This is a genomic window from Humidesulfovibrio sp. (assembly GCF_031082295.1).
Classification (GTDB): Bacteria; Desulfobacterota; Desulfovibrionia; order Desulfovibrionales; family Desulfovibrionaceae; genus Humidesulfovibrio.
Window position 1 is genome coordinate 1 of record NZ_JAVHLD010000044.1, and the last position, 17,239, is coordinate 17,239.

At 66.2% G+C, this 17,239-nt stretch carries 18 protein-coding genes and 2 rRNA genes; 17 read left to right on the forward strand and 3 right to left on the reverse strand.

Annotation, left to right across the window (positions count from 1 at the left end):
• Positions 1-81: ribosomal RNA gene (locus RDU24_RS14730) — 23S ribosomal RNA — on the forward strand; the annotation flags it as partial.
• A 42-nt stretch (positions 82-123) separates the two neighbouring features.
• Positions 124-238, forward strand: a 5S ribosomal RNA gene (gene rrf / locus RDU24_RS14735).
• 541 nt (positions 239-779) lie between these two features.
• Here the strand turns inward: rrf and RDU24_RS14740 are convergent.
• Genes RDU24_RS14740 through lpxB form a run of 3 tightly spaced genes read right to left on the reverse strand, consistent with a single transcriptional unit; the run spans position 780 to position 2,646 of the window.
• Entirely contained in the window at positions 780-1,178 is a 399-nt protein-coding gene (locus RDU24_RS14740) for a YccF domain-containing protein (RefSeq protein WP_308736539.1), read from the reverse strand.
• A 15-nt stretch (positions 1,179-1,193) separates the two neighbouring features.
• Positions 1,194-1,502 (reverse strand): hypothetical protein, encoded by a 309-nt coding sequence (locus RDU24_RS14745; RefSeq protein WP_308736540.1) that lies wholly within the window; start codon positions 1,500-1,502, stop codon positions 1,194-1,196.
• 13 nt (positions 1,503-1,515) lie between these two features.
• On the reverse strand, positions 1,516-2,646 hold the full coding sequence (gene lpxB, locus RDU24_RS14750) for a lipid-A-disaccharide synthase (protein ID WP_308736541.1): 1,131 nt from the start codon (positions 2,644-2,646) through the stop codon (positions 1,516-1,518).
• A 145-nt stretch (positions 2,647-2,791) separates the two neighbouring features.
• Between lpxB and RDU24_RS14755 the strand changes: the two genes are divergently transcribed.
• The 15 genes from RDU24_RS14755 (at position 2,792) to RDU24_RS14825 (ending at position 16,985) form a co-directional block, all read left to right on the forward strand.
• Positions 2,792-3,727, forward strand: coding sequence for a Gfo/Idh/MocA family oxidoreductase (locus tag RDU24_RS14755; protein WP_308736542.1), 936 nt, complete (start codon positions 2,792-2,794; stop codon positions 3,725-3,727).
• A gap of 117 nt (positions 3,728-3,844) precedes the next feature.
• Positions 3,845-5,242 (forward strand): sigma-54-dependent transcriptional regulator, encoded by a 1,398-nt coding sequence (locus tag RDU24_RS14760; protein WP_308736543.1) that lies wholly within the window; start codon positions 3,845-3,847, stop codon positions 5,240-5,242.
• 383 nt (positions 5,243-5,625) lie between these two features.
• Positions 5,626-5,802, forward strand: a complete 177-nt coding sequence (locus tag RDU24_RS14765) for a Flp family type IVb pilin (protein ID WP_308736544.1) — start codon at positions 5,626-5,628, stop codon at positions 5,800-5,802.
• A 158-nt stretch (positions 5,803-5,960) separates the two neighbouring features.
• Positions 5,961-6,503, forward strand: a complete 543-nt coding sequence (locus tag RDU24_RS14770) for an A24 family peptidase (protein ID WP_308736545.1) — start codon at positions 5,961-5,963, stop codon at positions 6,501-6,503.
• Positions 6,504-6,512: 9 nt separating this feature from the next.
• A complete protein-coding gene (gene cpaB / locus RDU24_RS14775) occupies positions 6,513-7,322 on the forward strand; it encodes a Flp pilus assembly protein CpaB (protein WP_308736546.1) in 810 nt (269 codons plus the stop codon).
• A gap of 16 nt (positions 7,323-7,338) precedes the next feature.
• The gene (locus RDU24_RS14780) at positions 7,339-8,853 is read left to right on the forward strand and encodes a type II and III secretion system protein family protein (protein ID WP_308736547.1); all 1,515 of its coding nucleotides are present in this window, start codon (positions 7,339-7,341) and stop codon (positions 8,851-8,853) included.
• 10 nt (positions 8,854-8,863) lie between these two features.
• Entirely contained in the window at positions 8,864-9,166 is a 303-nt protein-coding gene (locus RDU24_RS14785; RefSeq protein WP_308736548.1) for a hypothetical protein, read from the forward strand.
• Complete coding sequence (locus RDU24_RS14790) at positions 9,166-9,573, forward strand: TadE family protein (RefSeq protein ID WP_308736549.1); 408 nt, start codon at positions 9,166-9,168, stop codon at positions 9,571-9,573. Before RDU24_RS14785 ends, RDU24_RS14790 begins: the two co-directional genes overlap by 1 nt.
• A gap of 10 nt (positions 9,574-9,583) precedes the next feature.
• Positions 9,584-9,976, forward strand: a complete 393-nt coding sequence (locus tag RDU24_RS14795; protein WP_308736550.1) for a TadE family protein — start codon at positions 9,584-9,586, stop codon at positions 9,974-9,976.
• Positions 9,977-9,989: 13 nt separating this feature from the next.
• Positions 9,990-11,174, forward strand: coding sequence for a TadE/TadG family type IV pilus assembly protein (locus RDU24_RS14800; protein WP_308736551.1), 1,185 nt, complete (start codon positions 9,990-9,992; stop codon positions 11,172-11,174).
• A 40-nt stretch (positions 11,175-11,214) separates the two neighbouring features.
• Complete coding sequence (locus RDU24_RS14805) at positions 11,215-12,447, forward strand: AAA family ATPase (RefSeq protein WP_308736552.1); 1,233 nt, start codon at positions 11,215-11,217, stop codon at positions 12,445-12,447.
• Positions 12,448-12,455: 8 nt separating this feature from the next.
• Positions 12,456-13,910 (forward strand): CpaF family protein, encoded by a 1,455-nt coding sequence (locus RDU24_RS14810; RefSeq protein ID WP_308736553.1) that lies wholly within the window; start codon positions 12,456-12,458, stop codon positions 13,908-13,910.
• A gap of 10 nt (positions 13,911-13,920) precedes the next feature.
• Positions 13,921-14,886 (forward strand): type II secretion system F family protein, encoded by a 966-nt coding sequence (locus RDU24_RS14815; protein WP_308736554.1) that lies wholly within the window; start codon positions 13,921-13,923, stop codon positions 14,884-14,886.
• Between the two features lie 10 nt (positions 14,887-14,896).
• Positions 14,897-15,859 carry a type II secretion system F family protein gene (locus RDU24_RS14820; RefSeq protein WP_308736555.1) on the forward strand — a complete coding sequence of 321 codons (963 nt, stop codon included), beginning with the start codon at positions 14,897-14,899 and terminating at the stop codon, positions 15,857-15,859.
• A gap of 10 nt (positions 15,860-15,869) precedes the next feature.
• The gene (locus RDU24_RS14825; protein ID WP_308736556.1) at positions 15,870-16,985 is read left to right on the forward strand and encodes a tetratricopeptide repeat protein; all 1,116 of its coding nucleotides are present in this window, start codon (positions 15,870-15,872) and stop codon (positions 16,983-16,985) included.
• Positions 16,986-17,239 lie beyond the last annotated feature (254 nt).

Here is a 17,239-nt window from a genome sequence, read left to right on the forward strand (position 1 = left end):
CCACCGGGTTGATAGGCCGGGCGTGTAAGCGCTGTGAAGCGTTTAGCTAACCGGTACTAATAAGTCGTGCGGCTTTTAGCTTATAAAAAGCTCCTCTCTCCCCTATCTAACTTATATATTTGTCCTGGTGGTCTTGGAGGCGGGGGTACACCCGATCCCTTTCCGAACTCGGAAGTTAAGCCCGCCATCGCCGATGATACTGTGGTTCTAATCATGGGAAAGTAGGTCGCTGCCAGGACTTTATTTAAAAGGCTCCGTCGAAAGATGGAGCCTTTTTCGTTGCTTGTGGGCGATCAGCCTGGAATGGAAATGCTGGTCGTGCGCACTATGCCAAGTCGCTCCTCACTTGCCAGTTTCTTAGGGGGCGCGATTTCTAAGATCCTCCCCCCCCTGTAAGTCGAGTCGTTTGAGTGCTATGTCCGCCGACATCCACAAGTGTGTGTGCCGGGCATCAACCTTGGCGCAGTGCTCTTAAGACCTCCGACCACCATGGGGCTCCACCTCATGCGATGTGACAACTGCTGCTCTATCCGGCACGAGAACCCTGGAGGCAGTTCACAGGGACATATCGAGAGGATCGGTGCGGGCGTATTAGGGGCGGAGTTCTGGACTGTTTGCTAGGCTATGATGACGAAGATTTCGATGCGGTTTGCCACCGTGGCTCTCGAAAAGTCTCGCAGGCCAGTTGCTAAGCGTAGACGTGCCGGCGTCGCACCTCGGGAGCAAGGGACGCGACATGTGACGTGTAAATCGCGTGTGATGAGTGTCTCGGTGCGAATTCAGCTCTTCTCCACCACCGTCTTGCCGATGGGGGCCATGCTGGCGCCGACCAGTTTCAGGTGCTGGAGGCCGAAGGGAATGCCGATGATGGTAAGAAAACACACCAACGCGGACGCCAGGTGCCCGATGGCCAGCCAAACGCCTCCACAGCAGAACCAGATGATGTTGCCGACGAGGCCAAGAGGGCCAGTGCCGATGTCGTCCTGGCCGGTGACTGTACGGCGGCTGACGATCTCTCGGCCGAAGGGCCAGAGGCAGAAGCTGCCGAGCATGAAGCAGGCCCGGCCCCAGGGGATGCCGATAATGGAAACGAACATGAGGACGCCCAGCAGATACCAGCCGATTCCCATCACGAGCCCACCGAAAATAATCCAAATGAGATTGCCGATCAGGCTCATGCACAGCTCCTTGCGTTAGCTCATCCCTTCCACCACGTTGTCGACCATGACATCCTTGGTCGTGTACGAACCTTTTTTGATGACATAGCGAGTGAGGGCGTAGTCGATCTGGTCGATGAAATCGAGCTTGCCCCAGCCGTCGTCGTCCATGAGGCGCGCGCAGTCGTTGAGGAACGGCTCCACGTCGATGTAGTGCCCCTCAAAGTCCACTGCCAGGATGCGGTCCTTGTAGACCACCTGGTCAAAGGGCATGGACTGCCGGATTTCTTCAAAAGCCTCGGGCGAAAGCCCGTGTATATCTGCGTACACGCGCACAGCTTCCATTGTTCGCTCCGTTCTAGCGCGACATTGCGCGCAGGTCGTTCAAGATGATGTCTGCAGCGCGCCCGGCGGCACCCGGTCCGCCCACGCGTTCCCGCAGGCCAGCCAGGTCGGCGCGTGCCGCCTCCAGGGCCTTCTCATCGGCGATCCAGCCTCGCAACCGCGCGGCGAAATATTGCGCGGTGGCCTTGTCCTGCAGCAGTTCGGGGAACACCTCACGGCCCATGATGAGGTTTGCGAGGCTGGCCCACTTGACCTGGATGACAAGTTTTCCGATGGCGTAGCTCAAGGCCGAAAGCCGGTAGGCGACGACGGTGGGCGTGCCGATGAGCGCTGCCTCAAGGGTCACCGTGCCCGAGGCGGCGAGCAGCACTCTGCTCGCGCGCATCAAGCGGTAGCGGTCATCCGGCTCGACTATCTCCACCGGCAATTCCGGCGGCAGAAAGGAGCGCAGGTACTCCGGATCCAGCCCTGGGGCGCGGGCCAGGGCCACACGCAGATTCGGGAACTCGCGCCGAAGCAGTTGGGCGGCCTTGGCGAATTCCGGCAAAAGGGTGCTGATTTCTTTTCGGCGGCTACCGGGCAAAAGACCCAGCAGGTTCGGGTCGGGCCGGATGGCGTCGAGTTCGGCCAGCGGCATCTGGTCCATGAGCGGGTGCCCCACGTAGTCCACGTCCATGCCGCGCGCAGCGTAGAAGTCCCTCTCAAAGGGCAGGATGCACAGCACCTTGCGCGTGAACCGGCGCAGGAATTCAACCCGCCCCGAGCGCCAGGCCCAGACCTGCGGGCTCACGTAATAGTAGACCGGGATGCCGAGCTTTTTCGCCATGCGGGCAACGCGGAAGTGGAAGTCTGGGCAGTCGATGAGGATGATGGCGCGCGGCTTCGTTTCGATGAGCGCGCGCTTGACCTCGCCGAGCAGTTTCAGGATGCGTGGCAGGCCGGAGAATACCTCGGTGAAGCCCACAAGCGAGATGAGGCGCATGGGGAAGAGCACGTCGCAGCCAGCCCTTGTGAGCGCCGGGCCGCCCATGCCCACGGCCTTCAGGCCGGGCTGGCGTTCGAGCAACGCACCAAGGAGCGAAGCGGCGTGGATGTCGCCGGAGGCCTCGCCCGCGCTGATCCAAATGGGTCCGGTGGTGTTCATTGGCGTAAACTACCGTTAATCCAGCATGGCGGCAAGCCCGGCGGGGGTGGATTGAATGGCGCGGGTTGCATTGCCGGGGCGGAGCATGTAGGAATCCCGATGCCCGCGCCAATGCCGGGCGTCAGTCATGAAACTGGAGTGAGTCATGTTGAAAGTCGGCGTCATCGGCCTGGGCTGGATGGGGAAAGTGCACCTGCGCAACTACAGCGAGATGCACGGGGTTGAAATCATGGGCGTGGTCGACACGGATCAGGCCGCCCTGGACGATGTGGCCGCGCGTTTCGGCGTGCCCACGTACACCAACCTGGACGACCTGCTGGCCAAGGGGCTGGACGCTGTGAGCGTTTGCGTGCCCACAAGCCTGCACCATTCCGTGGGACTCAAGGTCATCGCCAGCGGCGCGGCCCTGCTCATCGAGAAACCGCTGGCCGCCACCTCCGCCGAGGGCGCGGACCTGGTGGCCGCCGCCAAGCAGAAGGGCGTGCCGCTCATGGTCGGGCACATCGAGCGCTTCAACCCGGCGGTGCAGCGCGTGAAGGAACTGGTGGGCGACGACGTCATCTCCATCCAGATCGAGCGCGTGGGACCGTACCCGCCGCGCATCCAGGACGTGGGCGTCATCCGCGACCTGGGCTCGCACGACATCGACCTCATCCGCTTCCTCACCGGCTCGGAGTTCCAGAACGTGTACGCGGTCATGACCAGCAGCAGCGGCGGGCACGAGGACAACGCGCTCATCACCGCGCAGATGACCTCCGGCGTGCTGGCCAACGTGAACACCAACTGGGTGACGCCGTACAAGTCGCGCAAGATCCGCGTGGCCTGCAAGAGCAAGTTCATCACCGCCGACCTGGTGACCCAGGACGTGAAGGAATACAGCCAGTTCTCCACCTACGACAAGAGCTACTCCGTGCGCGAGTGGCCCATGATCTACCGCGAGCCGGTGAAGGCCGAGCTGACGGCATTTTTGGCGGCCGTGAGCGACAAGACCCCGGTTCCCATCACGGGCGAGGACGGGCTGGAAGTGCTCAAGGTCATCGAGCGCATCTTCGCCTGCGGCGAGGGCGGTTGCAGGCCGTAGGGACGGAAATATCGCGACATCTGAGCGGCTCGCCGGGGAACTGGCGGGCCGCTTTGCTTTTGTCCGTTCCTCGTGTAGAATCCACAAATCCTGAAGTGGTCCACGGAGGTCGACGCCATGCCCAGCAGGATTCTGCTCATCGAGGACGACGAGGCCTTCCGGCGCATGCTGGGCGAGGCCCTGGCCGACCTCGGGCATGAGGTGGTGCCGGCCGGAAGCGCGGAGGACGGCGTGGCCCAGGCCCGCTTCCAGGCACTCGAAGGCAACGGCTTCGACCTCATCCTCTCCGACGTGCGCCTGCCCGGCATGACCGGCGTGGAGGCCATCCCGCTGCTGCGCGAGGCCTCGCCCGGCACCGAGATTATCGTCATGACCGCCTACACCGACCACGAAACCGCGCTCGACGCCATCCGCCAGGGCGCCAGCGACTTCTTCACCAAGCCCTTCCGCCTGAGCGAGATGCAGATCGTTGTCGGGCGAACCCTGGAAAAACGCACCCTCAAACGCGAACTCGGCGCCCTGCGCGAGGCCTTGCGCCAGGGCAGACCGGGCCGCGTCGCCGTGGGCGAGAGCCCCGCCATGCGCGCCGTGCTGGCCTTTGTGGAGCGCGTGGCGCCGCTGGACACCTCGGTGCTCATCCTGGGCGAGTCCGGCACGGGCAAGGAAGTGGTGGCAGACCTGATCCACGAGGCCAGCCCGCGCGCGGCAGGCCCCTTCGTGAAGGTCAACTGCGCCAGCATCCCCGAGAACCTGCTCGAGAGCGAACTCTTCGGCCACGAAAAGGGCGCGTTCACCGGAGCCTTCGTGGCAAAGGCGGGCAAGTTCGAGCTGGCCAAGGGTGGCAGCCTGTTGCTGGACGAGATCGGCGACATGCCCCTGCACCTTCAGCCGAAACTGTTGCGCGCGGTGGAGCAGAAGCAGTCCGAGCGTGTGGGCGGCGCCAAGCCCCTGCGGTTCGACGTGCGCATCATCGCCGCCACCAACGTGGACCTGGCCCGGCGCGTGGCCGACAAGGCCTTTCGCGAGGACCTGTACTACCGCTTGAACGTGGCCGCCATCCACCTGCCCGCCCTGCGCGAACGCAAAGAGGACATCCCGCTTTTGGCCGCGCATTTCGTGCGCCAGTTCAACGAGCGCACCGGCGCGGACATCCCGCCGCCGGGGCAGGCCGCCCTGGACAGGCTCATGGCGCACAACTGGCCGGGAAACGTTCGCCAGTTCGCCAACGTTGTGGAGCGCGCCGCCATCTTCAGCCGCTCCGGCGTCATCACCGCCGCCGACGTGGAGATGGCCCTGGCCGAGGGCGCTCAGGTATTGGTTGCGGACGCGACCGGGCAGCCCCTGTCCCTGCGCGATACCCTGAACGAGGTTGAACGCAGCCTCATCCTTGCGGCCCTGCGTCAGGCAGGCGGCGTTCAGACCCGTGCCGCCAAGGCCCTGGGCATCACCCCCACCAACCTCTGGAACAAGATCCAGAAGCACGCCATCGACCCCGCCGAGATAATCCCGACCTGAACAATATGGTTCATTATTAATGGATGTCGACATCTACGGGTGTCTACAGTCCACGATTTGTGTATTTTTCATAATCCGCATTCATTCTGGTTGGTTGTCGCAGCAAGCGCTCTCCAGTTTGGTTTTTCACATCCGCCATAGCCGTCTGAGTGTGTAACCGCACACCATAAAAAATGGATTAACGCTGGTCCGCTGTTGACGAATGGCGTTGCCTCGGCATGATTGCGTTGATTCAGTAACACCATGTTATTAAACATTTATAATTAAGTCTGACGCATTTCATGGCGTCCGTTGTGATACTGGCACGCAGGTTGCTCAATGGAGATCAGGAATCAATCGCAGAGCCGGAACATAACGCAAAACTTAAACCCCAGGAGGACACCATGTTGACCAGACTGATGCAGCTGACCCGTGACGAGGAAGGCGCCACCGCTCTTGAGTATGGCCTCATCGCCGCCCTCATCGCCGCCGTCATCGTGGGCGCGGTCACCGCGCTTGGCACCCGCGTGCAGGGAACTTTCCAGACCATCACCAACGCCATGCCCGGAGCCGGTGGCTAATCAACTTCGCCACCCGTCGCGAGCAGAGCCAAGGCAATGTCGAGCTTAAGGCACAGCAGGCGGCTGGACCGCCGGAACCGGACGGGGGACGTGGGAGCAGACACCACGGCCCCGTCCGGGCCCTAAGCCCCACACCGAATGACACGAGGGAGAGAGCCATGGACCCCATCATCTTCGCAGCAGTCATCCTCTCCCTGGCCGTGGCCACCGTCATCGACCTGCGCAGTCAGCGCATTCCCAACATCCTCACTGTTCCCACCGCCCTTGTGGCGCTGGCCTACCACCTGCTGATCCAGGGGCCTCAGGGCCTCTGGTTCAGTCTCGCCGGTCTGGGCGTGGGCTTCGGCCTCATGCTCTCGCCCTTCCTGCTTCGGGTCATGGGCGGCGGCGACGTGAAGCTCATGGCCGCCGTGGGCGCCTGGGTCGGCCCGCAGGTGGTGCTGGTGGCCTTCCTGCTGACCAGCCTGGCTGGCGGCGTGTATGCCCTGGCGGTGCTGGCCAGGCGTTCGGACGTGCTGCGCGGGGTGTTCCAGCCCCTGCGCGCGGCCCTGTACGCCACCTGCGCCACCGGCGAATTTCATTATCAGCCCGCCCCGGCGACTCCCGGCCTGCCGAAGCTCTGTTACGGCCTGGCCATCGCCCTGGGCACCGTGGCCGCGATGACGCGCGCGGTGCTCATCTCCGGCTGGCTGGTCGGATAGGGGGTCGCCATGAACGGTTCGCTCAAGTCTATCATCCAGCTGGGTATGGCCCTTCTGCTCGCGCTCAGCGCGGGCATTCTCGTCTATCAATGGATGCAGGCCAAGGCCACCGCGGGGCGCGGGCAGGCCGTGCGCACCGTGCCGCTGGTGGTTGCCACCCGCGAACTGCCCGCCGGAGCAAAGCTTAGCGCCGACATGCTGCGCCTGCAGAACTACCCCGAGACCATGACCCCGGCGCAGCACTACACCACGGTCAAGGAAGTCGAGGGGCGCATCCTGGCCTCGGGCATGTCCGCCAACGAGCCGCTCACGCCTTCGCGCCTGTCGGGCGAGTCGGCTTCCGGCGGCATCAGCGCGGTCATCACGCATGGCAAGCGCGCCATGGCGGTCAAGGGCAACAAGGTCATGGGCCTGGCCGGTCTCATCCGCCCCGGCAACATGGTCGACGTGCTGGTGACGCTGCCCAAGGACGAAAAGGGCCAGAGCTCCATGACCAAGGTGGTGCTGGAGAACGTGCCCGTGCTGGCCGCTGGCGCGCAGATGACCTCGGAAAAGGACGAAGCAGCCCAGCACGCCGACATCTACACTCTTGAGTTGACCCCGCAGGAGAGCGAGAAGGTGGCCCTGGCCTCCACTCAAGGGACCCTGCACTTCGCGCTGCGCAACGCCTCGGACACGGAAGTGGTGCTCACCGAGGGTGCGGACGTCAAGACGGCCCTGGCCTCCTACCGCACCGCGCGCGTGGCGCGCGGGCCTCGCGGCTCGGGCAACACGGTTGAAATCATCACCGGCTCCAAGCGCAGCCAGGTGACGTTCTAACAAAGGCAGGTCCATCATGCGCGCCGCTTCTCCCCTAAGCCTCTTCGCTGCCCTGCTGGCGCTCTTGATTTGCTCCCCGGTCGCCATGGCCCAGCCCCGCCAGCAGCCGCGGCCGCAGATCCAGGCCGTGCCGAACGTCACAGTGTCCCAGGCCCCGCAGGCTCTGGAACTGGCCGTGGGCCGCTCGATCATCGTCAACAGCGACCAGGACATCCGCCGCATTTCCCTCGCCTCTCCCGACACCGTCGAAGTGATGCTGCTGTCGCCGCGCCAGGTGTACCTGACCGGCAAGGCCGCGGGCGCGACCAACATGACCCTTTGGGGCCAGGGCGACGCCGTCATGGCCGTGTACGACCTCGACGTGTCCCCGGACCAGACCCAGCTCAAGCGCATGATCTCGAGCGTGCTGCCCAACGAGCGCGGCATCCGCGTCGTGACGAGCGGCAAGAACATCATCCTCACGGGCAGCGCTTCGAGCGCCACCAGCATGGCCACGGCCCTGTCGCTGGCGGAGACCTTCGCCCCGGGCAAGGTCCAGAACCTGCTGAGCGTGGGCGGCGTGCACCAGGTGATGCTTGAGGTGCGCGTGGCCGAGATGAACCGCAACGTGCTCCAGCGCCTGGGCATCAATTTCAGCCTCATGACCGGTGGGAACATCCTGCACACCATGATCGGCGGGTTGACCACCTATGCCAGCGGCGCCCTTTCCGCCACTGCCAACGTCAACGCCGTGGTCTCCCCCAATCTGGGCGGCAGCACCACCATTACGGGCTTCATCGACGCGCTGAAGGAGAACGGGCTGGTGAAGGTGCTGGCCGAACCGAACCTGATCTGCCTCTCGGGCAAGAGCGCCAGCTTCCTGGCCGGCGGCGAGGTGCCCATCCCCATCCCGCAGGCGCTGGGCACCGTGGCCATTGAGTACAAGCCCTTCGGCGTGGGCCTCAACTTCACCCCCGTGGTGCTTGAAGGCGGCCGCATCAGCGTCCAGGTGAACCCCGAAGTTTCCGAGCTGGACTACGAGCTGGGCGTGACCATCAACAGCTGGCGCATCCCCGGCCTGACCACCCGTCGCGCAAGCACCACCGTCGAGCTGGCCAGCGGCCAGAGCTTCGCCATCGCCGGGCTCATCAAGGACACCACCCGCGAGAGCATCAAGAAGTTCCCCGGCCTGGGCGACCTGCCGGTGCTGGGCGCGCTGTTCCGCAGCAGCGAGTTCCGCAAGAACGAGACCGAGCTGGTGATCATCGTCACCCCGCACCTTGTGAAGCCGCTGGACATGGCCAAGCAGACCCTGCCCACGGACGCCTTGAAGGATCCCACGCCCTACGAATTCTTCATCAAGGGACAGCTGGAAGGCAAGCCGGGCGAAGCCCTGAAGCCGCAGCAATCCGCAGAGGCCGCTCCGACGTCGCAGGCCATGCCGTCCGCTCCTGCCTCCACCGGCAGCGCGGAGGGCGGACGGACGGGCAAGCCGGGCCTCGGCTCCGGTTTCGACGGCCGTTTCGGCTCGGCCCTGCCCGCGGGCGAGTAAGGAGGACACCATGAACGCACGAACCGCAACGCTTTTCTCCACACTTTCGGCTCTGGCCCTGCTCGCCGGTTGCGGCATGGTGCCCACCCGCCCGGCGCTGGACGCCACCTGGGGCATGTCCGTGCGCATGGCCGTGGAGAACCAGAAGCTTGATCCCACTCCGGCCAGCGACCGCCCTGTGGCGGGTCTGGACGGGGTGTTCGCCAAGAACGCACTGGATGGCTACCGCAAGAGTTCCGAGGTCGACCCCCAGACCGGCAAGGCCAAGGAGCCCAAGCTGGACGCAATCCTCATGGTCAAGGAGGCAAAGTGATGAACGCCACACCGCGTAATGCCCGAGTGCGGAGCCAACGGGGGTCCATCTCCGTGGAAGCCGCGCTGTTGCTGCCGATCTTCATGCTCCTCATGCTGGCCTTTGTGGACTTCGGCCGGCTCATGTGGACGCAGACCGTGGTCAACTCCGCCGCTGCCGAGGCCGCCCGCCTGGCCGTGCTGCCCGAGCCCAGCGACGCCGCCGTGGCCGACCTGGCCAGCAAGCGCGTGGCCGACGGCGGCATCAAGACTCCGCCCTCGGTTGTCGTCGGCGCCCGCAGCGCCAACACCCCGGTGGCCGTCACCGTGAGCGTTGGCTTCGACTTCCTGCTGCTGGCAGACCTGGTGCCCGAGATCGCGGGCCACAGGATATTGTCGTCAACCTCCGTCATGGTCCACCAGCCGTAAGGAGGACGCCATGAATACTGACAGGAAGAAGCGCGAGAAGGGGTCGGCCACGTTGGAGTTCGCCATGGCGGTGTCCCTGGTGCTGGCCCCGATGCTGCTGGGTTTGGTTGACTTCAGCCGCTACCTGGACGTGAGCCATGCGGTTTCCCGCGCCGCTCACGAGGGCGTGTTCGAGGCCTCGCGCGGGCACGACCCCGTGCAGATCGTTTTGAACCACGTGCAAAGCGCCGGGCTCGACCCGTCCAAGGTCAGCGTGAGCCTGAGCCCGCCCCTGGATGGTTCCACGCGCGGCACGGCCATGCAGATCACCGTATCCTACAACCTCTCCGGCTACGCCCTGGCCACCTGGGGAGGGCTTTTCCCCCAAGCCCTCTCCAGCAAGGCCACGGCCCGGCGCGAGTAAGCGGGAGGACACCATGAAGACATCAGCCAAGCATTCCCTGTTCCGCGACGAGCGTGGCGCCTCCGGCGTCATCATGGCCCTGGTCCTGGCAACCCTCGCGGGCATCGCCGCCCTGGCGCTTGATCTCGGAGCCATGCACATGCGCCGCAGCAGCCTGCAGACCTCCGCCGACGCCGCGGCCCTGGCCGGAGCCAACGCGCTCATCTCCTACGGTTCGGACCTGCCCAAGGTCAGCGCCGTCATCCTGGAATACGCCAAGGCCAACCTGGACAGCCAGGACCAGCCGGACGTCGCGGTGCAGGCCTCGGACATCGTGTTCTACAAGAACGGCGTGCCGGACACGACCTCGCCCAACCAGGTTGAGGTCACGGTGCGCCGGGTGCAGGCGCGCGGCAACCCCATGAGCCTGTTCTTCGGCAAGGCCGTGGGCGTTTCGCAGGCCGACCTTTCGGCCAAGGCGCGCGCGGGCATCTTCAACCCCAACTCCAGCATGAACCTCAAGCCCTGGAGCGTGGCCACCAAGTTCACCTGGAACGACAAGGCCGATACCCAGTGGTCGGGCAACTACAACAACGGCGTGCTTGACGTGGACAGCGCGCCGGAGATGGCCTCCATCGTGGTGCAGGGCTTCGACTCCTCCGACCTTGGCAAGCAGGTCGTGCTCAAGGAAGGCGACCCCCACGACGTCATCGTGCCCAGCCAGTACAACGCCATCGATTACCCGGCGCTGAACCGGGACACGCCCGTCACGGGCGCTGCGGAATACAGCGCCAACATCGCGGGCACGGGCGTGGCGAGCACCTCGCTCGTGGCCCCCGGCGACCAACTGCAGACCGAGCCCGGCAACAAGGTCGGCCCCACCAAGCAGGGCGTGCAGAGCCTTCTGTCCGAGGATTCGGGAGCGTATTGGGACGTCGCCACCCAGTCCATCAAGGGCAGCGCCTTCAAGGATCCGCTCATGAGCCCGCGCGTGGCCATCATCCCCTTCTACGATCCGCGCTACCCGCCGAGCTCCGGGCGCACCTACGTCACCGTGCTGCACCTGGGCGCGATCTTCGTCGAGGGCATCAACTGCAGGGGTGACGTCACGGGCAGGTTCCTGAAGGCCGTGCCGTACTCGCCCGGGCCCAACGGCACCGGCAACGGCATGCTCGCCGTGGCAAGGCTCATTCAGGACTCCAGCCGGGGCGCGAACTAACACCCCGGGAAGACGCATCGAGGCAATAAGGAGGCGCGCCATGAACAGCCGGAAGATCATCGTCACAGTGGACGCCGTCCTTGAAACGCGCCGGGAGGCACTTGCGCAAGGCCTGGCCGCCCTGGCCGAGGTGGAGGTGCTGCCCCGCGACGCCGCGCGGCATGCCGACCTGGTGTTGCTGGCCCTGGACGCGGACGCGAACGCGGACATGGCGCTTGCCGCAAAGTTGTCGGGCCAGGACGCCCAGGCGCCTGCGGGGATGCCCCCCGTGGTGCTGGTAGGCTCGGCCCCGGCCCCGGAAGTGCTGCTCTCGGCCATGCGCGCGGGCATCAGCGAATGCCTGCCCGAGCCCGTGGCCGAGGCGGACCTGCGCGCCGCGCTGGCGCGCCTGCAGCAGCGCCATGTCCCGCAGCCCCTGGCCGCCCCGCTGCCGCAGTCCGATGGGCAGGACGGGCGCATCGTCCTGGTGCTGGGCGCCAAGGGCGGCATCGGCACCACCACCATCGCGGTGAACCTGGCCGACGCGCTGACCCGCCAGGGCTCCGGCCGCACTGCGCTCGTGGACCTGGCGCAGCCCCAGGGCGAGACGCCCATCTTTCTGGACCTGGACCACACCTACACCTGGGCCGACGTTGCCGCCAACGTTGAGCGCCTGGACGCCACCTACCTGGAGAGCGTCATGGCCCGGCACCACTCGGGCCTGGCCGTGCTGCCCGCGCCGGACTTCAGCGCCGAGGCCGCCCTGGACCCGGCAGTGCTGCGCCAGATTCTGGAACTATTGCGCCGCAGTTACGCCCAGGTTGTCATCGACGCTGGCACCGGCCACGACGAGGCCATCCTCGAGGCCCTGGACCTGGCCGACGACGTGCTGCTGGTCATGGACCTCTCCCTGCCGTGCCTGGCCCGTGCCAAGCGCTTCCTGGAGGCCGTGCGGGCCACCAGCCCGCGCCTGCTGCCCCGCCTGCGCCTGGTGGCCAACCGCAAGACCTCCGAGTCCGACATCGGCACCAGCGAGGCCGAGAGCATCCTGCAGCAGCCCATCGCCTGGGCCGTGGTCAACGACTACCAGGCCGCCCTTTCGGCCATAAACCAGGGCAAGACCCTGGCCGAGGCCGACCCCCGCTCGGCCATGTCCAAGGGCCTGGCCGCCATGGCCCGCGGCCTGTGCCGCGACGTGCCCCCCCAGGCGACCCAGGCCAAGACGTCCGGCTCGCTTTGGGCCAGGCTGCGCAACTCCCCGCTGGGCCTCTCGCTGGCCCACCGGGGCGCGTGAGGTGCACCATGGATCTTGCCGCCCGACTTCAAAAGACCGCCCAGCCCTGCGGCGCCACCCGGCCCGCCCCCTTGTCCGCCATCGTCGCGCCGCGACCGGCCCCTGTCCAGCCCGTTGCCGAGGCTCCGGCCCCGGCCAAGTCCCAGGCGAAGGCCGACGCCGCCAAGGCCGAGCATGCCCGCAGCGACCAGTACCACGAGATCAAGAACCGCATCCACGACCGCCTCATCGACGTGCTGGACCTCTCACTTCTGGACTCCCTGCCCAGGGAGGAGATGCGACAGGAGATCAACCGCGTGGTGGAGCGCATCCTGCGCGAAGACTTTGCCCAGGCCCCGCTCAACTTAAGCGAGCGCAGGAGCCTGCTGGGCGAGATCGAGGACGAGGTGCTGGGCCTGGGGCCGCTTGAGCCCTTTGTGAAGGATCCCACCGTCAACGACATCCTGGTCAACGGCTACCGCAACATCTACGTGGAGCGCAGGGGCGTCCTGGAGCTCACCCCGGCCCGGTTCAAGGACGACGACCACCTGCGCAAGATCATCGACCGCATCGTCTCCCGCGTGGGCAGGCGCGTGGACGAGTCCTCGCCCATGGTCGACGCCCGCCTGGCCGACGGCTCCCGCGTCAACGCCATCATCCCGCCGCTGGCCATCGACGGTCCGTCGCTGTCCATCCGCAAGTTTTCCAAGGACCCGCTGGAGCTGGACGACCTGATCCGCTTCGGCGCGCTGCCCCCCGAGATCGGCGAGGTGCTGAAGGGGATCGTGCATTGCAGCCTGAACGTGCTCATCTCCGGCGGCACTGGCTCGGGCAAGACCACCATGCTGAACGTGCTCTCGCGCTTCATCCCCGAGGAGGAGCGCATCGTCACCATCGAGGACGCGGCGGAGCTGCAGCTCAAGCAGGCCCACGTGGTGCGCCTGGAGACCAGGCCCATGAACATCGAGGGCCGGGGCGAGGTGACCCAGCGCGAACTGGTCAAGAACTGCCTGCGCATGCGCCCGGACCGCATCATCATCGGCGAGGTGCGCGGGGCCGAGGCCCTGGACATGCTCCAGGCCATGAACACCGGCCACGACGGCTCGCTGGCCACCATCCACGCCAACACCCCCCGCGACGCGCTCATGCGCCTGGAGACCATGGTCGCCATGGCGGGACTGAACATTTCCGACGTGTCGCTCAAGCGCTACGTCAGCTCGGCCATCGACGTCATCATCCAGGTTTCGCGCCTCATGGACGGCAGCCGCAAGCTCATCAGCTTCCAGGAAATCACCGGCATGGAGGGTGAGATGATCACCATGCAGGAGATCTTCGCCTTTGAGCAGACCGGCCTGGACGAACGCGGCAAGGTCAAGGGACGCTTCGTTTCGCGCGGCATCCGGCCCAAGTTCTCCGACCGCTTGGCGGCCAGGGGCGTGACCCTGGACCAGCACCTTTTCGCCCCCTTGAACGGGGCCGCGTAAGGAGGCTGTCATGCCCGGCCTCATCGCCCTGATCCTGGCCCTGGCCACCCTGTTCTTCGTCCTGTTCGTCATGAACGCCCTGGGCGCCGCGGCGCGCAAGCGCCAGGAGCGCGTGAGCGAGCGGGTCCAGGCTTTGACCTTGGCCGGGCCGAACGTCTCGGCCCAGGACATCGTGCGCCGCACGGTCTACAGCGAGGTGCCCTGGTTCCACCGGCTGCTGGCCGACCTGCGCTGGACCAGCAAGTTCGAGCGCGTCATCCGCCAGGCCAAGATGACGGGTACGCCTGGCTTGTACCTGCTTGCCTCGGCCGTGCTCTGCGCGGTGGCCTTCGTCGTCGTCATGCTGGCCACCGGAGCGCCTGTGGCGGCCCTCGTGGCCGCAGCCATCCTCGGCCCGCTGCCCATCGTGCGGGTGTATCGCCGCCGGGCCGCGCGCATGGCCAATCTCCAGCGCCAGCTGCCCGACGCCCTGGACCTGATCGCCCGGGCGCTCAAGGCGGGCAACACCTTCGCCGGCGGCATGCGCATGGTGGCCGACGAATTCCACGACCCCATCGGACCGGAGTTCGCCATCACGCTGGACGAGATCAACTTCGGCATGGACGTGGAGAAGGCCCTGCACAACCTCATGGACCGTGTGGACTCGCTCGACCTCAAGTTCTTCGTGGTCTCGGTGAACATCCAGCGCGAGACGGGCGGCAACCTCTCGGAGATCATCGGCAATACCGCCGCGCTCATCCGCGAGCGTTTCAAGATCCACGGCCGCATCCGCATCCTCTCGGCCGAGGGCCGCATCTCGGCGCTGGTGCTGCTGGCGCTGCCCTTCGCGGCGGCGGGCATGCTCTACCTCATCAAGCCCGACTACATGTCGCTTCTGGTCACCGAGCCCCTGGGCAGGCTCATGATCAAGTCGGCCCTGGTGTCCATGACCATGGGGTATTTCGTCATCCGCCGCATGGTCAACTTCAAGGTCTAGGAGGCGCGCCATGCAAAACGCCACCCTCATCCCGCTGCTGGCTTCGATCCTGGCCTTCGCCTCGGTGTTGCTGCTGGGCTTCGGCGTGCTGAACGCCCGGCGCGAGGCCGAGCGCACCCAGCGCCTGCGCGGCAAGGTGGCGGGCTTCGCGGGCGTCAACGGGGCTGGCGCGCCCGCTTCGTCGGGCCTGGGCCGCTTGCAGGACCTTGCCTCGGCCCTGGTGAGCGAGCTGGGCAGGCGCCTGGGGCCAAAGGACGCCGACAGCCTGGACCAGACCAAGCTCGACCTCGTCCGCGCGGGTCTGCGCGGGCCGAATGCGGTGCAGGCCTTTCACGGGGCCAAGGCCGCCCTCATGCTCATCCCGCCCAGCCTGTTCCTCGGCGTCGCCTGGATTCTGCCCGTGGCCCCGTCCCTGCAGATCACCATTATCGGGGCGCTGGCCCTGGCCAGCCTGGGGACGCTGCTGCCCGGCATGTGGCTGCGCCGCCGCATGGCCGCGCGACGCCTGTCGCTGCTGTGCGAGTTGCCGGACGCCCTGGACCTGCTTGTGGTCTGCGTGGAGTCGGGCATGGGGCTCGATCAGGCCATCCACCGGGTGAGCGAGGAGCTTGCCGAGTCCGCGCCGGCCATCAGCGGCGAGCTGCGCACCATGACGCTTGAGATGCGCGCCGGACGCCCGCGCCAGCAGGCCTTGAAGGACCTGGCCGAGCGCACGGGCATCGAGGATGTGCAGAGTCTGGTGACGCTGCTCGTGCAGGCCGACACCTTCGGCATCAGCGTGGCGCGCACCCTGCGCGTCTACTCCGACACGCTGCGCACCAGCCGCTTCCAGCGCGCGGAGGAAACCGCCGCCAAGCTGCCCACCAAGCTCATGTTTCCGCTGGTGCTGTGCATCTTCCCGGTGCTGTTCGTCGTGCTCATCGGGCCCGCCGTGATCCAGTTCATGCAGGTCTTCTCCCGCATGGGCCAGTAAGGAGGCCGTCATGCGTTCACCTTCCGCCAACGCGTTTCTGCTGCTCGCCGCCCTTGTGCTGACGCTTCCCGCCTGCGCCGCCCGCCAGGACAACGGCGGCGAGGCGCTGCTTGATCCGGTTAATTCCGCCCGGCAGGAGTTCGTGGCCGACGTGCAGATGAACTCCGGGCGCGTCCTGCTGGCTGTGGAGGGCTATGACAAGGCGATGGTGGCCCGTCCCGGCGATGCGGGGCTGCTGCTCAAGAAGGGGCAGGCGCTGCTGCGGCTGAAGCGGCCCGAGACGGCCCTGGAGGCCTTCCGGCTGGCCCAGGTCGCCAGCCCGAAGTCCGCGGGGGCTTTCTACGGAGCCGGTCAGGCCAGCGAGCGGCTGGGCAGGACCGACGAGGCCCGCCGGTACTTTGAGCGGGCCGTGACCCTGGCTCCGGACAGCTGGCGCGCGCGCTGCCATCTGGGTGTGCTGCTCATGAACCAGGGCAAGCTGGACCAGGCCAGGGAGCAGTTCCTGGCCGCCCTGGTGCTGCCGCAGGTGATGTCCGCTTCCCATGAGGGGGGCGCTCGCGAGACGCTTTTGAACAATCTGGCCGTGGCCCAGGTTTTGTCCGGCGATGCGGAGGGCGCGGTGGCCACGTTCCGCCAGGCCATGCGGCAAGCCCGCGACCCGGAACTGAGCGCCAACAACCTCGGCCTGCTGCTGGTGCGCCTGGGGCACCCGAACGAGGCCTTGAGCGCCTTCCGCGCTGCGGGGAACGACGCCCGCGCCCTGAACAATTTGGGCTACGCCCTGCTCCTCAAGGGTGAGGTGGCGCGGGCGCAGACCCTGTTCGAGAAGGCGCTGGACCTTTCGCCTCGGTACTACGAGACCGCTGGCGAGAACCTGAAGCAGGCCGTCCAGGGCGCGTCGGGCCAGGCCCAGGACCATGCTCCGGCTCAGGCGGTGCAGCCGTCCGGCTCCTCGGCGCAGCACGAGCGCGAGGGCATCGGCATGACGGGGCAGGCCGTGCAGGGCGAGAGCGAACCGGAGGTGCGGCGGGTGTCGCTGTCCGCTCAGCCCGGAACGGGTTTGCGCTTCGGCCCGGTTACCCTGCGTGATCAGGGCAAGATGGAGGTAGCCACTGGCGGAATGTGATGCATGCTGTGTTGACTGCCCGTCGCGGTGTGATAGCCTTGGGGGGGCATCTTGGATGAAAACCGTAAGCAATGGAGGAGCGTATGCATCTGAACCATGGAACTCGTATGAAAATGGCGCTGTGCGCATGTCTCGTGAGCGGGCTTTTGCTTTCTTCATCGGTTTTGGCGCAGGAAACGGGCACGACCGGAACAACGGACCCGGGCACGACCGGAACAACGGACCCGGGCACGACTGGAACAACGGACCCGGGC